The sequence below is a fragment of the Bifidobacterium sp. ESL1130 genome (genome assembly GCF_058507935.1).
Genome location: NZ_CP196379.1, coordinates 824,527 through 845,152 on the forward strand (window position 1 = coordinate 824,527; position 20,626 = coordinate 845,152).

The following is a 20,626-nucleotide window of genomic DNA, read 5'->3' on the forward strand; positions in this document are numbered from 1 at the left end:
ATTCATAGACAGGACACAAGAGTGCTGGACGTCAACGCATTTGACAAATTGAGAATCGGATTGGCCACCACCGAGGACATTCACAACTGGAGCTTCGGCGAGGTCAAGAAGCCGGAAACCATTAATTACCGTACCCTGAAACCCGAGAAGGACGGCCTTTTCGGCGAGCAGATCTTCGGACCCACCCGCGACTGGGAGTGCGCCTGCGGCAAGTACAAGCGCGTGCGCTTCAAGGGCATCGTGTGCGAACGCTGCGGTGTGGAAGTCACACGCTCGCGCGTACGCCGTGAGCGTATGGGCCACATCGAGCTGGCCGCCCCCGTCACCCACATCTGGTTCTTCAAGGGTGTGCCGAGCCGTCTTGGTTACTTGCTCGACATTGCTCCCAAGGACTTGGAGAAGGTCATCTACTTCGCCGCCTACATGGTCACCGGAGTCAACGAGGAGCAGCGTCACCAAGACATGCCCGACCTGCAGGACGAGTTCGACACCGAAATCGCCAACATCCTGCGTCGTCGTGACAACGAGATCGAAGAGCGCGCCAAGAAGGTCGAGTCCGACATGGCCGAGCTTGAGTCCGAAGGTGAAGCCAAGGGCAGCGCCAAGGCCAAGCTGCGCAACTCCGCCGAGCGCGAGATGAAGGCTATTCGCGAGCGCTACGACAACCAGGTGCAGCGTCTGAACGCCGTATTCGACCGTTTCAAGACGCTCAAGGCCGGCGATATGGAAGGCGATGTGGATCTCTGGCAGGAGATGCAGGATCGCTACGGCGACTACTTCACCGGTTCCATGGGTGCCGAGGCCATCAAGAAGCGCCTGCAGGACTTCGACCTCGAGGCCGCAGCCAAGCAGCTTCGCGAAGAGATCGACAATGGTTCGGGCCAGCGCAAGGCGCGCGCCCTGAAGCGCCTGAAGGTAGTCAACGCCTTCCTGTCCACGAGCAACAAGCCCGAGGCCATGGTGCTTGACGCCATTCCGGTCATTCCGCCGGATCTGCGCCCGATGGTGCAGTTGGACGGCGGCCGTTTCGCCACCTCCGATCTCAACGACCTGTATCGTCGCGTCATCAACCGTAACAACCGTTTGAAGCGCCTCATTGAGCTCGGTGCCCCCGAGATCATGCTCAACAACGAGAAGCGCATGCTCCAGGAGGCAGTCGATTCGCTCTTCGACAACGGTCGTCGTGGTCGCCCCGTCACCGGTGCCTCCAACCGCCCGCTCAAGTCCTTGTCCGACATGCTCAAGGGCAAGCAGGGTCGTTTCCGTCAGAACCTGCTCGGTAAGCGCGTGGATTACTCCGGCCGTTCCGTGATCGTGGTCGGTCCTGAACTGCGTATGCACCAGTGCGGCCTGCCCAAGCCCATGGCTCTGGAGCTGTTCAAGCCCTTCGTCATCAAGCGTTTGGTGGACGAGAACTATGCGCAGAACATGAAGAGCGCCAAGCGTCTCGTGGACCGCGCCGATGGTTCGGTGTGGGACGTGCTCGAGGACGTCATCGCCGAGCACCCGGTGCTGCTCAACCGTGCACCTACGCTGCACCGTCTGGGTATCCAGGCGTTCGAGCCGATTCTGGTGGAAGGCAAGGCCATCCACCTGCCGCCGCTGGCGTGCGCCGCCTTCAACGCCGATTTCGATGGCGATCAGATGGCAGTCCACCTTCCGCTGAGCGTCGAGGCGCAGGCCGAGGCACGCTCGCTGATGATGGCTTCCGACAACATCTTGAAGCCTGCTGACGGTCACACCGTCACCATGCCTTCTCAGGATATGATTCTGGGTCTGTACTACTTGTCCACCGTCATCGACGGTGCCAAGGGTCAAGGCCGCGTGCTCGGTTCCGTCGAGGAGCTGCGCATGGCTGTGGATCGTCACGACGTGGACGTGCAGGCCAAGGTGCTGGTGCGCTTGCCGCAGGACTTCGTGCTGCCGACCGACTGGGAGCCGAGCGAGATTGAGGTGGCCGACCCGCAGGAGGGTGCCGCCAAGACGGTGAAGGAAGAGCGTTTCGCCGACGGTTCGGTGCTCTTCGCCACCTCGTACGGTCAGCTGGAATTCAACGGCACCCTGCCCACCGACTACCCGTTCGTCACCGAAAAGGTAGCCAAGGGCAAGCTGTCCAACATCGTTGACGACATCGCCACCCGCTATTCCACCGCACAGGTTGCCGCCACACTCGACGCGCTCAAGGATCTGGGCTTCACCCGGGCACCTTGGTCGGGCGTGACCATGTCGTTCTCCGACATCATGGAGCCCAAGGAACGCTTGGACATCATCGACGAGTACGAGGCGCAGGCCGACAAGGTCAACGACCAGTACGACATGGGTCTGCTTACGGAGGAGGAGCGCCGTCAGGAGCTCATCAACCTGTGGACCGAGTGCACCGACAAGGTCGCCGACAAGATGCGCGACAACTTCACGGACAACAACAACGTGAACATCATGGTGCAGTCCGGAGCTCGAGGCAACTGGATGCAGATTCGCCAGATCTCCGGCATGCGAGGACTGGTGGCCAACCCGAAGGGCGAGATCATTCCTCGACCGGTCAAGTCCAACTACCGCGAGGGTCTGTCGGTGCTGGAGTACTTCATCTCCCAGCACGGCGCCCGCAAGGGTCTGGCGGATACGGCACTGCGTACCGCAGAGTCCGGCTACCTCACCCGTCGTCTGGTGGATGTCTCTCAGGACGTCATCGTGCGCGAAGAGGATTGCGGCACCAAGCATGGCCTGCCGCTCAAGATCGCGGAACGCGATGACGAGGGCAACCTGCAGCTCATCAAGGCCGCCGATGGTGGTCCGTACTCCCGCCTGCTGGCCAAGGACGTCATCGATCCTGCCGACGGCGAGACCGTGCTCTATCAGCGCGGCGACGCCTTGTCAATGGACGCTCTGAACGATATGGTGGCTCACGGAGTCGAAGAGGTCATGGCTCGTTCCGTGCTGACCTGCGAGTCCAAGCGCGGCGTGTGCGCCAAGTGCTACGGCTGGTCGCTGGCCACCAACCACTTGGTGGACGTCGGTGAGGCCGTCGGCATTGTGGCGGCCCAGTCCATCGGCGAGCCTGGTACGCAGCTCACGCTTCGTTCCTTCCACTCCGGCGGTGTGGCTTCGGCATCCGATATCACCCAGGGTCTGCCTCGTGTCACCGAGTTGTTCGAGGCTCGTACACCTAAGGGTGAGGCTCCGATCTCCGAGTTTGCCGGCACCGTGAAGGTGGAGGACACCGATCACGGCCGTCAGGTCACGCTCAATCCCGACGACGCCAACGTGGAGCCGATCACCTACCCGGTGACTCGTCGCGCTCCGCTGATGGTGCAGGACGGACAGCATGTCGAGCCCGGCACGCAGCTCATCGAGGGCTCCGTGGATCCCAAGAAGATCCTGCGCATTCTCGGTCCCCGTGCCGCACAGGTCGCCATCGTGGAGGGCGTGCACGACGTGTACCGCTCCCAGGGTGTGGATATCCACGACAAGCACATCGAGGTCATCGTGCACCAGATGCTGCGCCGCGTCACTGTCATCGATTCCGGCGACACCACGCTGCTGCCCGGTGAACTGGTGGATCAGGCGCGCTTCAAGGAAGCGAACATGGCATCCGTGCAGTCCAGTGGCAAGCCTGCGGCAGGTCGTCCCGAACTTTTGGGCATCACCAAGGCTTCGCTGGCTACCGACTCCTGGCTCTCTGCGGCGTCCTTCCAGGAGACCACGCGCGTGCTTACCGAAGCGGCGCTGGAGCAGAAGTCCGACGAGCTCAAGGGCTTGAAGGAGAACGTCATCATCGGCAAGCTCATCCCTGCCGGTACTGGTTTGGCGCGCTACCGCAACGCCAAGGTGGAGCCCGACAAGGCGATTCGCGACACCATCTACCCGAACTTCGGTCTGGGCGGCGACGGCGACGGCGGCTTCGCAGAAGGCGGCTCCGGCGATGTGGACTTCTCCACCATCGACTTCGGTGACCTGAACCTGGGCGACGACTTCAACCCCGACGATTTCCTCGATGACCAAGGCGGACAGGGCGACCTGGACGACTTCAACACAGGAGATGCTTTGGGTGACACCAGCATGGGACTGGGTTCCCAGTTCGGCGCGGATTCGCCGTTCGGCACCATGCCGATGAACGGCTTGGGCGACATGCCAGGTATGGACGCTCAAGGCGATACCAACGCGTGAGATAGTCGCGTGAAACCGTAACAGCGGTTGTTGAAGGCCCCGACGGAATGTTTCGTCGGGGCCTTCTCGCGTTTGCGCCGGCAGTGAGCGGGCATGGTGAATCGTAGACTGAACGTATGGCAGCGAGTACACGGCAGGAAACGGCAGACGATGCGCATGAGCGGCGGCACAGCAAGTCGGAGCATGTTGATGCCGCTCAGGCGGTGCACGAGGTGCGGGCGCTGTTGAACGGTGACGAAGCGGCGTTGCTTGTGGTTGGGGCTCCGGGAGCAGGCAAAACGCGATTCGCTTTGGACGCACTGCTGGCGGCATGGGATGTCAACGAGCCGGCAGAACGGTCTGGGGGAGCATTCGGCGATGCTGTGATGACGGTGTCGGACAGGAAAATCGCCGATGAGCTCTCCGACGAGGTCATCGTGCGGCGGGGTGCCGTATCTACCGCCAGGCCGGTAACCACACTGTCCGCGGTGGCGTTCCGTGTGCTCACTGGTGTGTGTGCACAAGATCAACGTCCGCTGCCAAAACTGCTCAACGGCGCCGAGCAGGACGCCATGCTCAAAACTGTGGTGGCAGTGCACGTGAGGCACGCGCAAGCGGGGGAGCTATGCAGCACCTGCATGCTGCTGCGCAGCTACTTTGCCACGTCTGACTGGGCCGGCATGGTAGTGGCCGATGCCGCCGAGCCGCCTGCACGGACCGTTTCCCAAGGGGTGGGTTCCAGCGATGCGTTGTTCGCACGCGGCATTGATGACGCGTTCGTCATGCAATTGCGCGATATGCTGGCTCGCGTGGATGAACTGGGAGTGGACCGTGATCGTGAAGCCTCGGTGATTGCCGCGCTCGGAGAGGCTGAGGAACACAGTGTGCGCACCGAACGGCTCGATGTGCAATGGCGTTTGGCATTCGCACTGCGCGAGGAATATGCGCAGATGGTGGTGCAAGAGTATGAGGGGGAGTTTCGTCTGGACGCCTCACGGCTGCTCGTGGAGGGTGCGCAGGCGGTACAACACGCTGACGCAGCGCTGCTGCCCGGTCTGCTGGTGGTCGATGACGCTCAAGATATGACCCTTGCAGGGTTCTCGTTTCTGGAGACCTTGGCTGCGAGCGGCGTGAAGCTGGTGTTGGTGGGCAATCCCGACGAGGCGGTGCAGACGTTCAGAGGCGCATACCCTGAATACTTGTTTGCACGGGCGCAGCAAGATCCAATTGGAGCGAAACCGCTGATATTGGACGGCCTGAACAGGGGAACGTCGTCCACCTATCGCGATGTGGTGGCCTCTCGCGTGTCATTGTCCATTTCCAGCAGCGAAGACGAATCCACACCATTGCCGCAACGTCCCGGTAAATTACCAAGGCTTGAGGGCAGTCTGCCCATTGCGCCGGTCGACGAGGAAGCGGCATCTGCCGGTGCGTCAAGCAGCGTAGGCTCGGCTCTCTACCGTTCCGCCAGAGAAGAGATGGATGATGTGGTGTGGCGCATCAAGCGGCGGCATATGGATGGCGGTGCCGATTCATCATGGAACAGTATGGTGGTCATCGCCCATGACAATGCCACGGTTCGTGCGTTCGGGGAACGGCTGCGACAAGACGGTGTGCCGGTTCGCTATTCTGCGGTCACCAAGCCGTTGAAGGACGAAGCGGTGGTGCAGGGGCTGTTCGCGCTGCTGGAACTTGCCGACATGCGTCGCGCAGGTACCATGCGTGACTTGCGGCGCGGTGCGCGCTCGGTGCGTGCTCGAGTGGAGACGCTGTTGGAAAGCCCGCTTATGGAAGGAGCCGGAACGCAACACGCAGACTCGACTCCCTCCCTTCCCGCACGGCTGGCACCGGTGGAATCGGCGATGCGCGCCCTGGAATCGTTGGCGCAGGTCTTGCGCTCCGGCGACACCAAGGCGCGGGACGTTGATGAAACCGGTCAGGAGGCAAATGCGGAACATGGGGAGGATATCAACGCTTCGTTGCCGCGTTTGATAACGGATTGGGAACGAATACGCGAGAGTGTGACGGAGCATGATGAGGCGACCTCCATACACGTAGACGACAGTGTGGTGAATGGCACTGTGGTGGACGGCACCGGTGTAAACGAGACGGACGAAGGAATGGCGTTCTGTACGGATGCCATGTATGTCATGCTTGCCTTGGGGCAGCATGAGGACGAGGTGCTGGAAGCTGTTCATGCAGTGGGAGCGGGAAACACGCATGTCGGCGCGTTCGAACACATGTGGCGTGTGGTGGGCACGGTGGCGCACAAGCTCGCCGCCCTGCCGGAAAACACTCCTGAGTACGCCTTGGGTGTGGCCTGGGATGCGTGCGGTGTGGCCGGCAGGTGGCAGCGCATCGCACTGGGGCGCCGTGCCGCGGGGCGCGTGGCCAACGATCGCCTTGACACTGTGATGAGGCTGTTCGACTATGCTTCGGGCAGCGGCGCCAATCAAAGCGTGCCTGACTTCATCGCTGCGGTGCGTGCCATGCGCATCGAGGCCGATTCGCTTGCCAAAGTGGCTCCTGTAGACCAAGCGGTGACACTTGCCACGCCGGCCGGTGTGGCGGGCCGCCATTGGCCGCATGTGTGGATAGTGCAGGTGCAACAAGGCATATGGCCGAATCTGGCTCCACGAAACACCTTGTTTGGTGGCGAGGAACTGGCCAACATGGTACTGCATGGCAGTCTGAGCAGCGCATGGCAGCAACAGGTGACCGGACGAGACCCTGAGCTGCTGCGTGTGCTCGCTTCGGAACAAAAAAGCCTGCTGGTGTCGCTGAGCAGAGCCAACTCGGATGTGAATCTCAGTGCCGTGCTCAACGATGAGATGGTTCCCTCTGATTTTCTCTACGATTATCTGCCGGAACGCTTTGACCGCAATCGTGACGCCGACGCCAAGACCAGAGCGTATACCACATCAGCCGATGCCGGCAGATTTGCCGGGCTTGATGCCGATCCGAGAGGGTTGGTGGCCGCCGGGCGTGTGGAATTGGCTCGTAACAATACCAACCTGTCCGCATTGCTTACCGCTTCGACACCGGCAACGGCAACGGCATCGGCCGGCGCATCGGTGCCTGTGGTTCCGGTCGCCACGCCGGTGGATGCTGCTGCCACCGGCACGATTGCGCAGCAGGAGCCTGCCGGGCGTGCCGCTGCTGGCACCGACGCGGCATACGCGTTGGCGTTGCTTTCCAGCCGAGGCATATCCGCAGCCGACCCACAGTCGTGGGCATATCTGAATCGCCATGTCGGCAGTGCCGCAGCAGGCAGCGAGTCTGCCGATGGAGGGAAGTCGACCAAAGTGCCGGTACAGCTGTCGCCTTCTCAAGTGGACAGTATCTGGGGGTGTCCGGTGTGCTGGTTGCTTGAAAACCAGTTCGTCGGCCCCCGGTCGTCCAATCCTGCCACCAGCTTCGGCTCGATTATCCACGCGGTGGCCGAGCAAGCCAGCAATGAAGGGCTGGATGCCGCCGATTTTATGGAGGGAAGTGCTTGCGAACTGCGTGTGGAGACAGTACATGAGCGCATGATGAGCATGTACCTCGCGCTGCGGTCCGACCCCTCGCTCATCGCCGATCCCGCAAGCCGATATCAGGCCATGGTCAAGGATGACGCAGCCGAACAAACCCTGCGCAACATCGCCACCTATTTCGTCATGTCGAACGAACCGGAATATTTGGGAGCCAACGGTGCACGCTTCGAGGCGGGCAAGCTGAACCGTGCGCGTTGCGAGATGCCGTTCGCCGCCACGCTATCGCTTGACGACATCCTGCCGTTATACAACAGCGTTCCCAATGTGGAAACGCTGAACCGCACCGAACTTGCCGCCATCATGGGAGCACTGGTGGGAGGCTGGCCTGAAGGCATGCATGAAGAACTGAGCGTGCGCTTGGCCGGATCGATAGACCGAGTGGAATGGAGGTCAAGGCCAAACGGTGAACAGACGGTGCGCGTCATCGACTATAAAACCGGGCACAAGCACAGCGTGAGGCAGATGGGCAACGACTTGCAGCTGGTCTGCTACCAGCTGGGTTTGGCATTCCAGGATCCACAGCATGGGGTGCAGGCTGACCAGGGTGACGGTTCTGCGACACGCGTGGTTCTGCAGGCTGCTGATTCCGGCAATGGGGAAACTCCTCACTTGGCGCCGGGTGCGGAAAGTATGGTGCTACGAGTGGCACAGTCCATGCTGTTCGACGTGCAGGAAAGCTGGGCTCCGGCACACAGCTATTCGCCGGAAGGCGCATTCCAACCCCCGCTGCTGCGTGACGGACACTTGAACGACAGCCCGTTCACACCGCGCGACCATTACCCCAAGTCCAGCAAACTGCTGGATGAACCCATGCTGGAAGACGAGCCGCCGCAAGGGGTGTCGGAGCAAGCATGGCGAGGCTTCCTCAATCTGCGTGGCACCCAGGCGCCGTGGGCGCTCACCATGATCGCGCGCGTGTTCTACGCGGCTGCAGCGGTGCGTTCCAGCACCATCGAAGCCCGTCCGCAAGCCGACCATGTGCAATTCTGCCGCATGCTGACGGTATGTCCGGCCTGCGCCGGCGAAGTGGACACCGTATTCGAGACAAGGAGGGCATCGTGAGCGACGCACAGCCAACGTTCACCGACAGTCCCGAGCAGGCTGCCGTCATCAACGCCCCCTGCGAGCAGGATATGCTCGTGGTCGCCGGAGCGGGATCGGGCAAGACCTACACCATGACACGGCGCATCATCAATCTCATCTCCCGGGGAGTGCCGCAGGAGAAGATACTGGGCCTGACTTTCACCAAAAAGGCGGCGTCGGAACTGCTCGGCCGAGTTTCGGCTGCCGTGTCCAGCAGCGGCGCCGGGAGTAACCATGATGCTGGAGCGAACCGATTCCTCAAACCTGAGGTGCTCACCTACGACGCGTTCTTCCAATCCATCGTACGCCGTTGGGGTCTGCTTGTCGGCTTTGACCAGAACACCCAGCCGTTGAGCGAGGCCGGAGCCTGGCAGATGGCGGTGCAGGTCGTGGATGAGCACATGAGCGAGATCAACCCGCAAGACTTCGGTAGTTTCAGCGCGTTGGTGGGGCAAGTGCTCGAACTATCCCGGGCCATCAGCGGATCCATGATCGGCGGCGACTGCACGAGCGTCGCCGACGCCATCGGGCGCATTCGCGACTGGGACCGCGGGTTCATGCACGTCATCGACCGATTCCTGGGTGATGAACCCGTTCCCGACCAGGAGCCCAAACCGGGCAAGCTGCGCAAACGTACTAAAAAGGAGAGCGACGAAGCCTACGAGTCCCGCTGCAAGGATTGGGAACAACTTTGCCACGAGCGCACCCGGTACCGCGTGGCACAAGGCAACAGTGTGGCATCCAAACGAGAGACGCTGCTCAACCTCGTACAGGCGTATCAGGATCGAAAAACGCAACTCAACATGGCTGAATTCGGTGATTTCACTGTCGCAGCCTACGCCCTCGTCTCCAGGTTCCCCTCCATCGGGGAGCGATTGCGCCGCCAGCACACCCACGTGTTGCTCGACGAATACCAAGACACCTCCACCACTCAGGCGCAGCTCATCGCCGCCATCTTCCATCCCCAAAGTGCCGAGCGCAACTATGCCGCAGGCAAGTCAGCGGTCAATGCCGTAGGCGATCCGTTCCAATCCATCTACGCATGGCGCGGTGCCAGCCCCGGAGCCTTTCGGCTGTTCATACACGATTTTGACATGGGGGAGACCTACCAGCCCTACCCGCTCAGCGTAACCAGGCGTAATGCGCACGTCGTGCTCGATGCCGCCAACAACCTGACCAAACCCTTGCGGTTGCGGCCTTCCAAACCCGGCAGTGCTGCCATGAACGAGGTTCAGGTGGCACCGTTGTCCACGCTGGAGACCGCTCCTGAAGGCACTCTTGGTGTGCTGGGTTTTGAAACGTTGGGGCAGGAGATCGATGCCGTGGCAAGATTTGCCAAGGCCGCCATCGCAAGACACACGCCAGACTCCGACGAAGCTGACGGCACAGAGTGTGACGAGCGACCGCATGTGGCTGTCCTGTTCCGATCCAAAACCACCATGCCGGCCTTTGCCGAAGGGCTCGAGCATGCCGGGCTGAGCGTATCGATGGTGGGATATTCCGCCATGCTGGAACGTCCTGATGTGCGTGACGTATTGGCATTGCTGCATGCCGCCGCCGACCATACCGACTCCGCAGCGCTCATGAGACTGCTCGCCACCCCGCGCTTCGGCGTGCGTGCACAAGACTTGAAGGCGCTCGCCGCTCTGACTTCCAAACGCAACGACGAGCGGCGTTTTCGCGCGCTGGTGGAGGCGGGGCTCGCCTCGAGCAGTATGGATGCCGGCGCGCGCAGAGAGGCACTGAAACAGCACAGGGACCATGTGCCCAACATGGTGTTCCTTGCTGACGTGCTGGCCGAGGAGCGTTTGGACGACATACTCGCTCAAGCCTCAGGGTTCACGCAATCCGGAATTGCGTCCATCTCGGCTGCCGGCCGAGTGTTGAGAGCGGTGCAGAACGTGGTCAACTATCCGCTGCCGCACATCGTGCGCACGGCCATCGAATCCCTGCAGCTTGACATCGATACCGTGGTGGCGCAGACGGTACGAGAACCCCAAGGTCCGGTCGATCCGGCTCAAGCGCATGTGGCTTTCGATGCGCTGTCATCGCTGGTGGATACCTACACCAGCGAGATTGCCGAAGGGCAGTCCCCGTCCCTGCACGGTTTTGTGGGGTGGGTGGATTCGCTCAGCGCCATTCCCGATGCATCAACCGCTTCAGCCGGCGGACCTGCGGATGTGGTGCTGATGACCATCCACCAGTCCAAAGGATTGGAATGGGATGCGGTGGCTGTGGTCGGCCTTAAACGCAACGGGTTCCCCAGCAACCAAGGGGATTCCTTGTCCATTGCGGTGGATGAAGAACATATGGGCGGTATGCGCGAGGGGGAGTGGGAACCGCCGCAGTACGTCGAACAATCCAAGACGTGGTTGGACAATCCTGCCGCCGTGCCGGTACCGGTGCGCGTCGATGCTGATATTCTCCCGGTTTTTTGGCCGCATATCCCGGATATGGCTGTGGATGAGCTGAGCGAAGTGCAACGGCGTGATGTGGTGCACGACGTGGCAGGCGAGGCCGAAGAAGGGGAAGGGCTCACTCCCGCTGAGGAATTCGGTCGACGGTTGCATAACGACGAGCGGCGTCTCGCCTATGTGGCACTTACTCGGGCACGTCACGACGTGTTGCTGACCTACAGCCGTCGTTCCTCGCCAGAACGCTACCTTGAGGAGGGTGCAAGCGGCCGTGGTGCGGCAGCGGCGTCGAACTTCTGGGACGAGATGCTTGACTCGCTGGTGGGACGTGACGACGCATGCGTCGCCGCAGACATGGTGGAACAGGCTGGGCCGTCTGCCTCCAGTGATGCTTCCAACGCCAGCGTCATTCCTGCCGAGGAGCGTACGTTGCTCGAGTTGGGGGCCGTTCCTCCCGATGGGCTTTTCGTCGGCGAGCACGCCGAGCAATACTGCCAGGCGGTGGTGGTGCAAGCCTGGACCAGTGTGATCGAGGATCATCGGCAGCAAGCGTCGTTACCGTGGCCGGCTGCCATGAGCGAACCGGTGGCGCGCATGCTGCAGGACGCTTCGGACGAAGTGCGTGAAGCGGCCGGCATCGGGGTCCCAGTGTCTCAGTCCGCCGATTCGTTGCTGGAACGGGCGCGCATGCTGCTGGATGATCCCGACCTCATGCCTGAAAACGAAGTGGAGGATTTCGATGCTGGTGTTCGGGCGCGCGGCGAGCGGCTGCTTGCAGGACGGCGTCAGAATGTCACGTCGCTGCAGGCACGTACCGGTCATATGAGCGAGCATGAATCGCGGGAGTACTGGCGCGCCCTGGTGCGTCCCATTCCGCGGGTTTCCTCTCCGGCGGCCGAGGCGGGCACCTTGTTCCACGCTTGGGCTGAAGCGTTTATCAATGCGTACGATGCCGATGTCTCAGGTGGTGCCGACGCTCTTGCATCAGTTGACGGCACCGGTTTGGCCGGAGGGGCAGCAGCACAAAGCCGTGCCTCATTGCTGGCTGAGTTGGCATTGCGTGAGGCTGACGGCGAGCGGCTCACCCATGGGAAGGAACAGCATCTGGCTGTGTGGGAGCGCCGTCTGGCACAGTCACGCTGGGCGCATCGTCGTCCTTTCGCTGCCGAGCAGCAGATTGTAGTGGCGTTGCCTGGGGATCAAGGGCATGAAACCGAGCCCATCATCGTCAACGGCAAGCTCGATGCCGTGTTCTACGGTGGACTCGACGAACATGACCCGTCCAAGCGTTTCACAGTAGTGGATTGGAAAACCGGACGTAAACCCGTAGACCCTGATGACACGGCGCGCAAGCTTGCCCAGCTCGACATGTATCGTCTTCTGCTGAGCGCGATGGAAGGTGTGTCTCTCGACTCCATAGACGCTACGCTGTATTACGTAAGTGAAGCTGACGAGACGGTGCGCGAGATACATGCCCGGCCCAAGGGCATCCAAGAGATTATGGACGAGCTGGATCCAGACACCGTGCATGGTTCAGACAACGACTGAAGACCGGTGGCGGTAATGACTGGTTTGGCTGTAGCGCAGTCAGACAGGGGTTAAGAGAAGGTAGCGATGAGCACGAACATACTGTACGAACCCATGGTGTGGAGCGACGTGGAAGCGGTGATCGACGAGTTCGACGCCATGTGGGGCGAGTGCAGCGCGGCTGGCGACGATCCGGAGGTCTCGCGTCTGTTGTCGGCTCACTTCGTCCTGCACTATCTGGAACATGCGTCCCAGGCCGAAGTGGCCTATCAGCATGGTGAATTCATGGGTGTGCTGATGACTGCGATGCGCGGCCGACGAGCGTGGTTCCCTCAGGTGGGCGAAGCCATGAAACAGATCGACAGCCAGCTCAACGCCACCAAGCTGGGCGCGGCCTCGCTCGCTGAGGCGGAACGGGAATTTCAGATTGAGCGAGACATGGAGCGTCAAGCGGACACGGAACACACCACCGGCGCCGAGATCACGCTGTTCCTGGTGGCAGAAGCCGCGCGCGGCAAGGGTGTGGGCGGCACCTTGTGGAGACGCGCCATGTCTGGCATGGACAGCGCGAACGTGCAACGATTCTATCTGCACACCGATTCCAGCTGCGACGTGGACTTCTACCGGGTTCATGGCATGCAGTGCCTGTCCAAGCGGGATCTGGGAGATCCGGCAGCCCAGAAGGTGTCCAAACCGGTCGAAAGCAGGTTCCTGTACGCAGGCACGCCGCAACGGGCCGCACAACCTTCTCAACCCTCGTCCAAAGCCACACAGCAGTAACTGTTTGGCAACGCTTTCGGTACCATAATGACCATCACATTGACGATGACAATACGTCAACATAGCGGGTGAAAGGCAACCCACAACCAGGCAGCACATGAGCAAGCATTATCCATCACACTCATCAACCAAACAACCGTCATCCTTACAGACCGGCGCATCCGCGCAACCCGGCAGCGGCGCGCGGCAGGGCGGGGACCTCTCTGCGCAGCCTAAAACGCAGTCCCCATACGCCCGGCTGTTCGCCATTCCCGGAGTCAAGGCATTCAGCCTTTCCGGAGCCTTGGCACGCCTGCCCATGTCCATGATGAGCCTGGGCATTGTACTGGCGCTCAACCACATGTACAACAACTGGACCATCGCAGGGACCATGAGCGCCGTCTACATTCTTGCCGTAGCCGCGGTCACACCCTTCTACGCACGCCTGTTTGACCGGTTTGGACAGCGCAAGGTCGGCGGTCCGGCATTGGCGGGTTCGGTGATCATGATGCTGGTCTTCTCGTTCGCCGCGCTCGCCAAAGTGCCGATCGCAGTGCTGTTCGTGCTGGCTATACTCATGGGATTCACCCAGTTCTCATTTGGCGCTCTGGTGCGCACCCGTTGGGCTTACGCGTTACGCGGGCAGAAGGACGGAACGCTGTTGAACGCGGCATACGCGTTGGAATCGGGCATCGACGAGATGGTGTTCATTCTCGGCCCCATCCTCGCCGCATTCCTGGCCACTTCGGTGCACCCGGTGTCTCAGCTGTTCGTCCCGGCAGTGGCTTGCGCCATCGGGGGAACGGTGTTCTTCTCACTCAAAAACACCCAGCCGCCGGTGTTGGAATCGGTATCGGTGCAAGCTCGCACAGCCGGGGGAGCTGCGGAGTTCAGCAACCAGAAGGGGTGCAGCGACACTTCGGACGCGCCGAGCCTCGAGCAGCTTCACGGCACCGCCAAACCCAAGAGCGTGCTGCGCTATGCCGGCGTCATCCCGCTGCTTGCCGTGTTCGTGATTTTCAACATGAGTTTCAACGAATTCGACGTTTCCGTCACTGCCATGATGAAGGCCATGGGGCGCGAGCAACTGCTCGGCCTGCAGCTGGCCATGTTTGCGCTCGGCTCGTGCATCGGCGCGTTCGCGTTCGGTTCCGCCAAGCTCAAAGGCTCCAACTGGAAACGCATGGTGGTGTTCACCGCCCTGCTTTCGCTCGGGTATGTGCTGTGCCGGTTGTCGATGGACAACCTGCTGTTGCTCGGCTTGTGCTCGGTGCTTTCCGGTCTGTGCGTCTCGCCCATATTCGCTACCGGAAATCTCATCATCAAAGATATCGTTCCTTCTTCTTCGCTTACCGAAGGGCTCTCATGGGTCAGTACCGCCGGCTCGGTGGGAGGCTCGTTCGGATCGACCCTGGCCGGTATGGTGCTCGACGCATACAGCCCGCACGTCGGTCTGCTGATGCCCATCGTCACCACGCTGGGAGCTATGCTGCTCGCCATACTCGGCTTGTTGCTGGCACGGCGCCGCACGCGCTAGGGGAGTCCAAGCGGCGCTTGTGCAGTCGGTGTGGCGGGCTGTGGCGCGTGGCAGCCGTATGGCCGTCACGCGGTTCGTTCCTTCAACTATGCTTGGGGTAGCCAAGTCACACAGCATTTCCAAGGAGGGCATATGAGCAATATTCGAGTTTCCGTGGTGGGAGCCGGCGGGCGTATGGGTTCCAGTGTGGTACAGGCCGTGCAGGCGGCGCCGGACATGGACTTGAGTCTAGAGCTGGGGGAAGGGGATGCGATAAGCGCCATCACCCCCGACAACACCGACGTGACCGTTGAGTTCAGCGTGCCGAGTGCCACGATGGACAACGTGCTGGCTTTGGTGGCGCAGGGTGTGAATGTGGTGGTGGGCACCACCGGCTGGGATGAGGGCAAGCTGGCACAGGTGCGTCAGGCGTTGCAATCTTCCGGTACACCCGGCCAGTCTGTGTTTATTGCCCCGAACTTCGCTATTTCCGCGGTGCTGGCGGATCTGTTCGCAGCCAAGGCAGCCCCGTACTTCACCTCGGCCGAGGTGATTGAGCTGCATCATCCCGACAAAGTGGACGCTCCCTCCGGCACTGCGTTGCATACGGCTCGTGCCATTGCTCAAGCCAGGCGTGATGCAGGCAGCGAACCTATGCCCGACGGCACACAGGGGGAGTGCGCTTCACGAGGCCAGGTGGTGGACGACGTGCATGTGCACGCTGTTCGTCTTCAGGGGCTCAACGCTCACGAAGAGGTGCTGCTGGGCAACACCGGCGAGCAGCTCACCATACGCGCCGACAGTTTCGACCGCGCCTCCTTCATGCCCGGTGTCCTGCTCGCCGTGCGCAAGGTGCACGCCGGCGCAGCCCCGGGACTGAATGTCGGTCTCGATATGTTCCTGGATCTATGACGGCCATGCTTTACGTTGCGTCCCACCTGCGAAGTACCTTTGAACCATGAGTGAATCGTCTGTACACCGTCTCGATCCCGCTCCGTTCGGAAGGGTCATTCCCGCCATGGTCACCCCCATGAAGAGTGACAGCTCGGTTGACTTTGACGAACTGCAGGCTTTGGCGCAACATCTGGTATCCAGCGGAGCCGACGGTCTATTGGTCAACGGCACCACCGGGGAATCGCCGGTCACGCACATGGATGAGAAGGTCGACATCGTTCGCGCGGTCAAAGACGTGGTCGATGTGCCCGTCATCTCCGGTGCCGGTTCCAACGACACGGCTCACACGGTTCGCATGGTCGAGCAGACCCAGGATGCCGGAGCCGATGCCCTGCTGGTCGTGGCGCCGTATTATTCGCGGCCCTGCCAGGAGGGACTGTTCCGTCACTATGAGGCGGTCAACGCTTCTGCCGGCAAACCTGTTATCGTCTACGATGTTCCCAGCCGCACAGGAGTGCACATCGAACTCGATACGTACCGTCGTCTGGCCGGTCTGGACCATGTCGAAGCGGTCAAGGATGCCACCGGAGATGTGGCAGGGGCGTTGCGCAAGCGGGCAGAAACCGGTTTGACCTGGTATTCGGGAGATGACGGCCTTTACCTACCGTTCCTGTCCATCGGCGCCGTCGGTGTCATTTCGGTCACCGCTCACGTGGCGGCAGGCCCCATGGCTCAACTTGCCCAAGCGTTCGACGCTGGAGATATACGTCAAGCCCAGGAATTGGCGCAGCGGTTGGCGCCGTTGGTGGAAGCGGTCAACGGGACCGGATTCCAAGGCGTCATGGCCAAAGCCGCTCTGCATGAGCGTGGCTGGCTTGATGAGCCCATGATGCGCCTGCCCAACGTGGCTCCCGGGGATTCTGAATTCGCCCGTGCCCGTGCCGGTATGGAACGCTCCGCGACACTCACAGACTGTTAACCTGCGCAACACAAGCTGCACAACCCGTCGTCTGCCCGAGGGGCGGACATTAACCAGAAGAAAAATTAACCAACTATGACAACAACACAAGATCAATCCGCATCAACCGTGTCTCGCCGTCGCGGCAGCCGGTCAGCAAAGGCTCGCGTTGAAAGCGATGCAGTAGAGCAGTCCCAGGGTGCCGAACGCACCGAGGGTGGCAAGGCAGAGACCTCTTCTCGCTCTCGCCGTTCAGATTCCGGGCGTTCCAACGCACGTCGCTCCGACTCGCGTGGCAACTCCCGCAATGCCGGCCGCGGTGGCAATCGTGGTGGGCGTGGCGGTAACCGCAATACCTCCACCCGTCGCGATCCGCGTAGCACCACCCCTCAGGGTGAGCGTCTTATCGCCCCGCCGAAGTACCGCAAGGGCTCCATGCGCATCGTGCCGTTGGGCGGACTGGGTGAGATCGGCCGCAACATGAATGTGATCGAATACAACGGTCACCTGCTGCTCATCGACTGCGGTGTTCTCTTCCCCGAGGAGGAGCAGCCCGGCGTCGACCTCATTCTGCCTGATTTCAGCTATATCAAGGATCGTCTTGACGATGTGGAAGCGCTCATCCTCACCCACGGTCATGAGGACCACATCGGAGGCGTGCCCTACCTGCTCAAGATGCGTCCGGATATCCCGCTCATCGGTTCGAAGCTGACGTTGGGCTTCGTCAAAGCCAAGTGCGAAGAGCACCACCTCAACCCGCGCACCGTCGAGGTTGCCGGGCGCGACAAGCTTAAGGTCGGCCCGTTCAACCTTGAGTTCGTCACTGTGACGCACTCCATCCCGGATGCTCTGGCCGTGTGCATCAAGACTCCGGCTGGCACCATCATCGACACCGGTGATTTCAAGCTTGACCAGCTGCCCATCGATCACCGCATCACCGATCTGGTGGAGTTCGGCCGCCTGGGCGAGCAGGGCGTCGATCTGCTCATGGCAGACTCCACCAACGCCGAGGTTCCCGGATTCGTGCGTCCTGAGACCACTATCGGCCCCGAGCTGGAGCGTGCGTTCGGCGAGGCCAAGCGCAAGATTATCGTCGCCAGCTTCTCCAGCCATGTGCACCGCGTGCAGCAGGTGGTCGACGCCGCGCACAAGGTCGGCCGTAAGGTCGTCTTTGTCGGCCGTTCCATGGTGCGCAATATGGCCATTGCAGCGGACTTGGGCTATTTGCACCTGCCTGAGGGTACGGTGGTGGACCTGAAGAAAGCCAAAGACATTCAGGACGACAAGATCGTCTACATGTGCACCGGTTCCCAAGGCGAGCCCATGGCCGCGCTCGGCCGCATCGCCGACGGCAGCCACCGCGACATCACCATCAACGAGTTTGATACGGTGGTGTTGGCCAGCTCCCTCATCCCGGGCAACGAGCATGGCGTGTACAAGGTCATCAACAAGCTGGTGCAGAAGGGTGCGCGCGTCATCAACCGCGACAACGCCAAGATTCACGTCTCCGGTCACTGTGACGAGGGCGAGCTGCTCTACTTCTACAACATCGTCAAGCCGCGCTGCGCCATGCCGATTCACGGCGAGAACCGCCACTTGGTGGCCAACGGCCTGATTGCCGTAAAGACCGGTGTGGATCCGAACAACGTGGTGCTGGCAGAGGACGGCGACGTGGTCGATCTCTATCACGGTCAGGCGGCCGTGGTCGGTTCCGTGCCGTGCGGCTATGTGTATGTAGACGGTGATTCAGTCGGTGAGATTACCGATGATGAGCTTGAGAAACGCCGCATCCTGGGCACTGAGGGCTTTGTCTCCTGCTTCGCCGTGGTCGACACCGAATCCGCGAACGTGGTCTCGGGCCCGAAGGTGTACTTGAACGCCATGGCAGAGGATGAGCGCGACTTCGACAAGGTGCGCAGTCAGATCACCCAAGATCTGGAAGATGCGATGCTTTCCGGCACCCACGATGTCAAGACGCTCCAGCAGGTGATGCGCAAGACGGTCACCAGCTGGGTCACCCGTCAGCTGCACCGCAAGCCCATGGTGGTGCCGGTGGTCGCCGACATCGCTCACGATGTGGTCGACCCCACTCCGGTGAGCCGCTAAGCTTCACCGCGTAGCACGATAAGAGCAAACAGGGTGTACAGGCAAACCGCTTGTACACCCTGTTGTTTTGCGCGTGCCATGAACCGGATATGTTACGCTCAGCCAGACGCCTCATTGCTCAGCGTGTAAAAAGTTGCAATCCCTGCTCGCTGAGCTCATAGCTGATGGGCCTTAGTCCCTGTTGCTGTACTAATGCCTTGCTCATCAAATGCTGCATGGCTTGCGCAATCTTGTGGCGACCTTTTGCAAGGTGTGTTTGGATCTCAGCCCTGGTCACCCGATTCGTACGAGTGTCAAACAGTGCGGTTTGCAGCAGCATATAGAGAATATCGAGTTCCAGTTGGTCAAGTTCGAGCTGGGAGCGTTGAGTTTCCAGCGCCCATTGCGCATAGTCCAAAGCGTGTTTGCGCTCGTCAAGGTCTTGTTTCAACGTGTCTTGAGCGTTGAGCATGAAGCCGAACATCTGGTTGACGAACACTGTAGCGTCGAAGCAATTCAACGGGTCTTCCGTGCGTTCGAAAGCAGCATAGTAGCTGCTCTTTTCCGCGTTGATGATAGGGCTGAGCGACAGCGAGGTAAGGGGAGAGAGCTCCTGACTGAGTTGCAAAGCCAAGAGGAAACGTCCTGTTCTGCCGTTGCCGTCATAGAACGGGTGGATGTATTCGAAGATGAAGTGGCTCATCGCGGCTTTGATGAGCGGTGGTACATCGCTATGATGCATGAAACCCAGCAGTGCGGTCAGGCGTGCTGATATTGGTGCTTCTCCTGACATGCCGCGGTGTATGGTCTTGCCTGACGCCTCATTGGCGATATACACCGGTCCTTGGCGAAACAGCAGTCCGTCTGGTTGGTCGCCTTCGCTCAGCTCTCCTGCGGTGACGCGATCATATATATCGCGAATGTCGTGTAGGTTTTCGGGAAGCGTCACGTTTGCTTTGGTGAGGTTGATGTAGAGACTGGCGAGCTCGGAGAAGCGTTTGTTGCTGTGCGGCGTGCCATGATCCGAGACTGATTGCATGGCATCTCTAATCTCTTTGCGTGTGGAACGCACGCTTTCAATCTCGTTGGTATTCTGCATTTCATCGACTAGCAGCTGTACCAGATAAGCACGTTGCGCGATGCCGGGGAGGTGGTTCCACAGCTCATTGATGGCGGAATCGTTGGAACGGATGCGATCCATGCGTTGCACGAGCTGAGCGGGAAGCATGGTGAACACTTCGTAATTGCCGAGCTGGACTCCGGAACGTATGGCGCCCCAACTGTTGATGCGCTGTTCGTATTCCTGTTGTGCAATGTCTGCCGGTTTAGCGTGACTTTGTGACGCATAGAGTGTTGTACGTATCGTTTTGTAACCGTTCATCCCACCTGCCTTGCGTCTCTAAGTGTCAATATCGTCAATATTAGCAGTTAAACACCATTTGTACCAAGTGTAAACGTCAAAAATAGCAAAAATAGTATTTAGATTTCTATTTCAGTGACGATATCGTTCATTAAAGGCAGTTTTGGCATTATTATGATGTCATGTTGGTCAAGATGGTGCATCGCTGCAGGCATAACGTTGTGGCAGCGATGCAATGCAAGCCGTGAGGAGCCGCCGCAGCCTGAGTCTGCGCCGGATCCTGCCGTGGCGTGCGCTGCCAGTGATACGATGTTGCACGTCAGGCTGCCTTGCAGATTGGTAAGTAAGGTC

At 60.5% G+C, this 20,626-nt stretch carries 9 protein-coding genes; 8 read left to right on the top strand and 1 reads right to left on the bottom strand.

The window, feature by feature from the left end:
- The first annotated feature begins 21 nt into the window (after positions 1-21).
- The 8 genes from ACSYSO_RS03155 (at position 22) to ACSYSO_RS03190 (ending at position 18,936) form a co-directional block, all read left to right on the top strand.
- On the top strand, positions 22-4,164 hold the full coding sequence (locus tag ACSYSO_RS03155) for a DNA-directed RNA polymerase subunit beta' (RefSeq protein WP_491701985.1): 4,143 nt from the start codon (positions 22-24) through the stop codon (positions 4,162-4,164).
- A gap of 116 nt (positions 4,165-4,280) precedes the next feature.
- Positions 4,281-8,741, top strand: a complete 4,461-nt coding sequence (locus ACSYSO_RS03160; protein ID WP_491701986.1) for a PD-(D/E)XK nuclease family protein — start codon at positions 4,281-4,283, stop codon at positions 8,739-8,741.
- Complete coding sequence (locus tag ACSYSO_RS03165; RefSeq protein ID WP_491701987.1) at positions 8,684-12,724, top strand: ATP-dependent DNA helicase; 4,041 nt, start codon at positions 8,684-8,686, stop codon at positions 12,722-12,724. Before ACSYSO_RS03160 ends, ACSYSO_RS03165 begins: the two co-directional genes overlap by 58 nt.
- Positions 12,725-12,790: 66 nt before the next feature.
- A complete protein-coding gene (locus tag ACSYSO_RS03170) occupies positions 12,791-13,483 on the top strand; it encodes a GNAT family N-acetyltransferase (protein WP_489798672.1) in 693 nt (230 codons plus the stop codon).
- A gap of 304 nt (positions 13,484-13,787) precedes the next feature.
- Positions 13,788-14,999 (top strand): MFS transporter, encoded by a 1,212-nt coding sequence (locus ACSYSO_RS03175; RefSeq protein WP_489798942.1) that lies wholly within the window; start codon positions 13,788-13,790, stop codon positions 14,997-14,999.
- 132 nt (positions 15,000-15,131) lie between these two features.
- Positions 15,132-15,890, top strand: coding sequence for a 4-hydroxy-tetrahydrodipicolinate reductase (gene dapB, locus ACSYSO_RS03180; RefSeq protein ID WP_491701988.1), 759 nt, complete (start codon positions 15,132-15,134; stop codon positions 15,888-15,890).
- A gap of 46 nt (positions 15,891-15,936) precedes the next feature.
- A complete protein-coding gene (gene dapA / locus ACSYSO_RS03185) occupies positions 15,937-16,851 on the top strand; it encodes a 4-hydroxy-tetrahydrodipicolinate synthase (RefSeq protein WP_489798668.1) in 915 nt (304 codons plus the stop codon).
- A 75-nt stretch (positions 16,852-16,926) separates the two neighbouring features.
- Entirely contained in the window at positions 16,927-18,936 is a 2,010-nt protein-coding gene (locus tag ACSYSO_RS03190; protein WP_489798667.1) for a ribonuclease J, read from the top strand.
- Positions 18,937-19,054: 118 nt separating this feature from the next.
- Here ACSYSO_RS03190 and ACSYSO_RS03195 read toward each other — a convergent pair whose 3' ends face one another.
- On the bottom strand, positions 19,055-20,296 hold the full coding sequence (locus ACSYSO_RS03195; RefSeq protein ID WP_489798665.1) for a Fic family protein: 1,242 nt from the start codon (positions 20,294-20,296) through the stop codon (positions 19,055-19,057).
- Positions 20,297-20,626 lie beyond the last annotated feature (330 nt).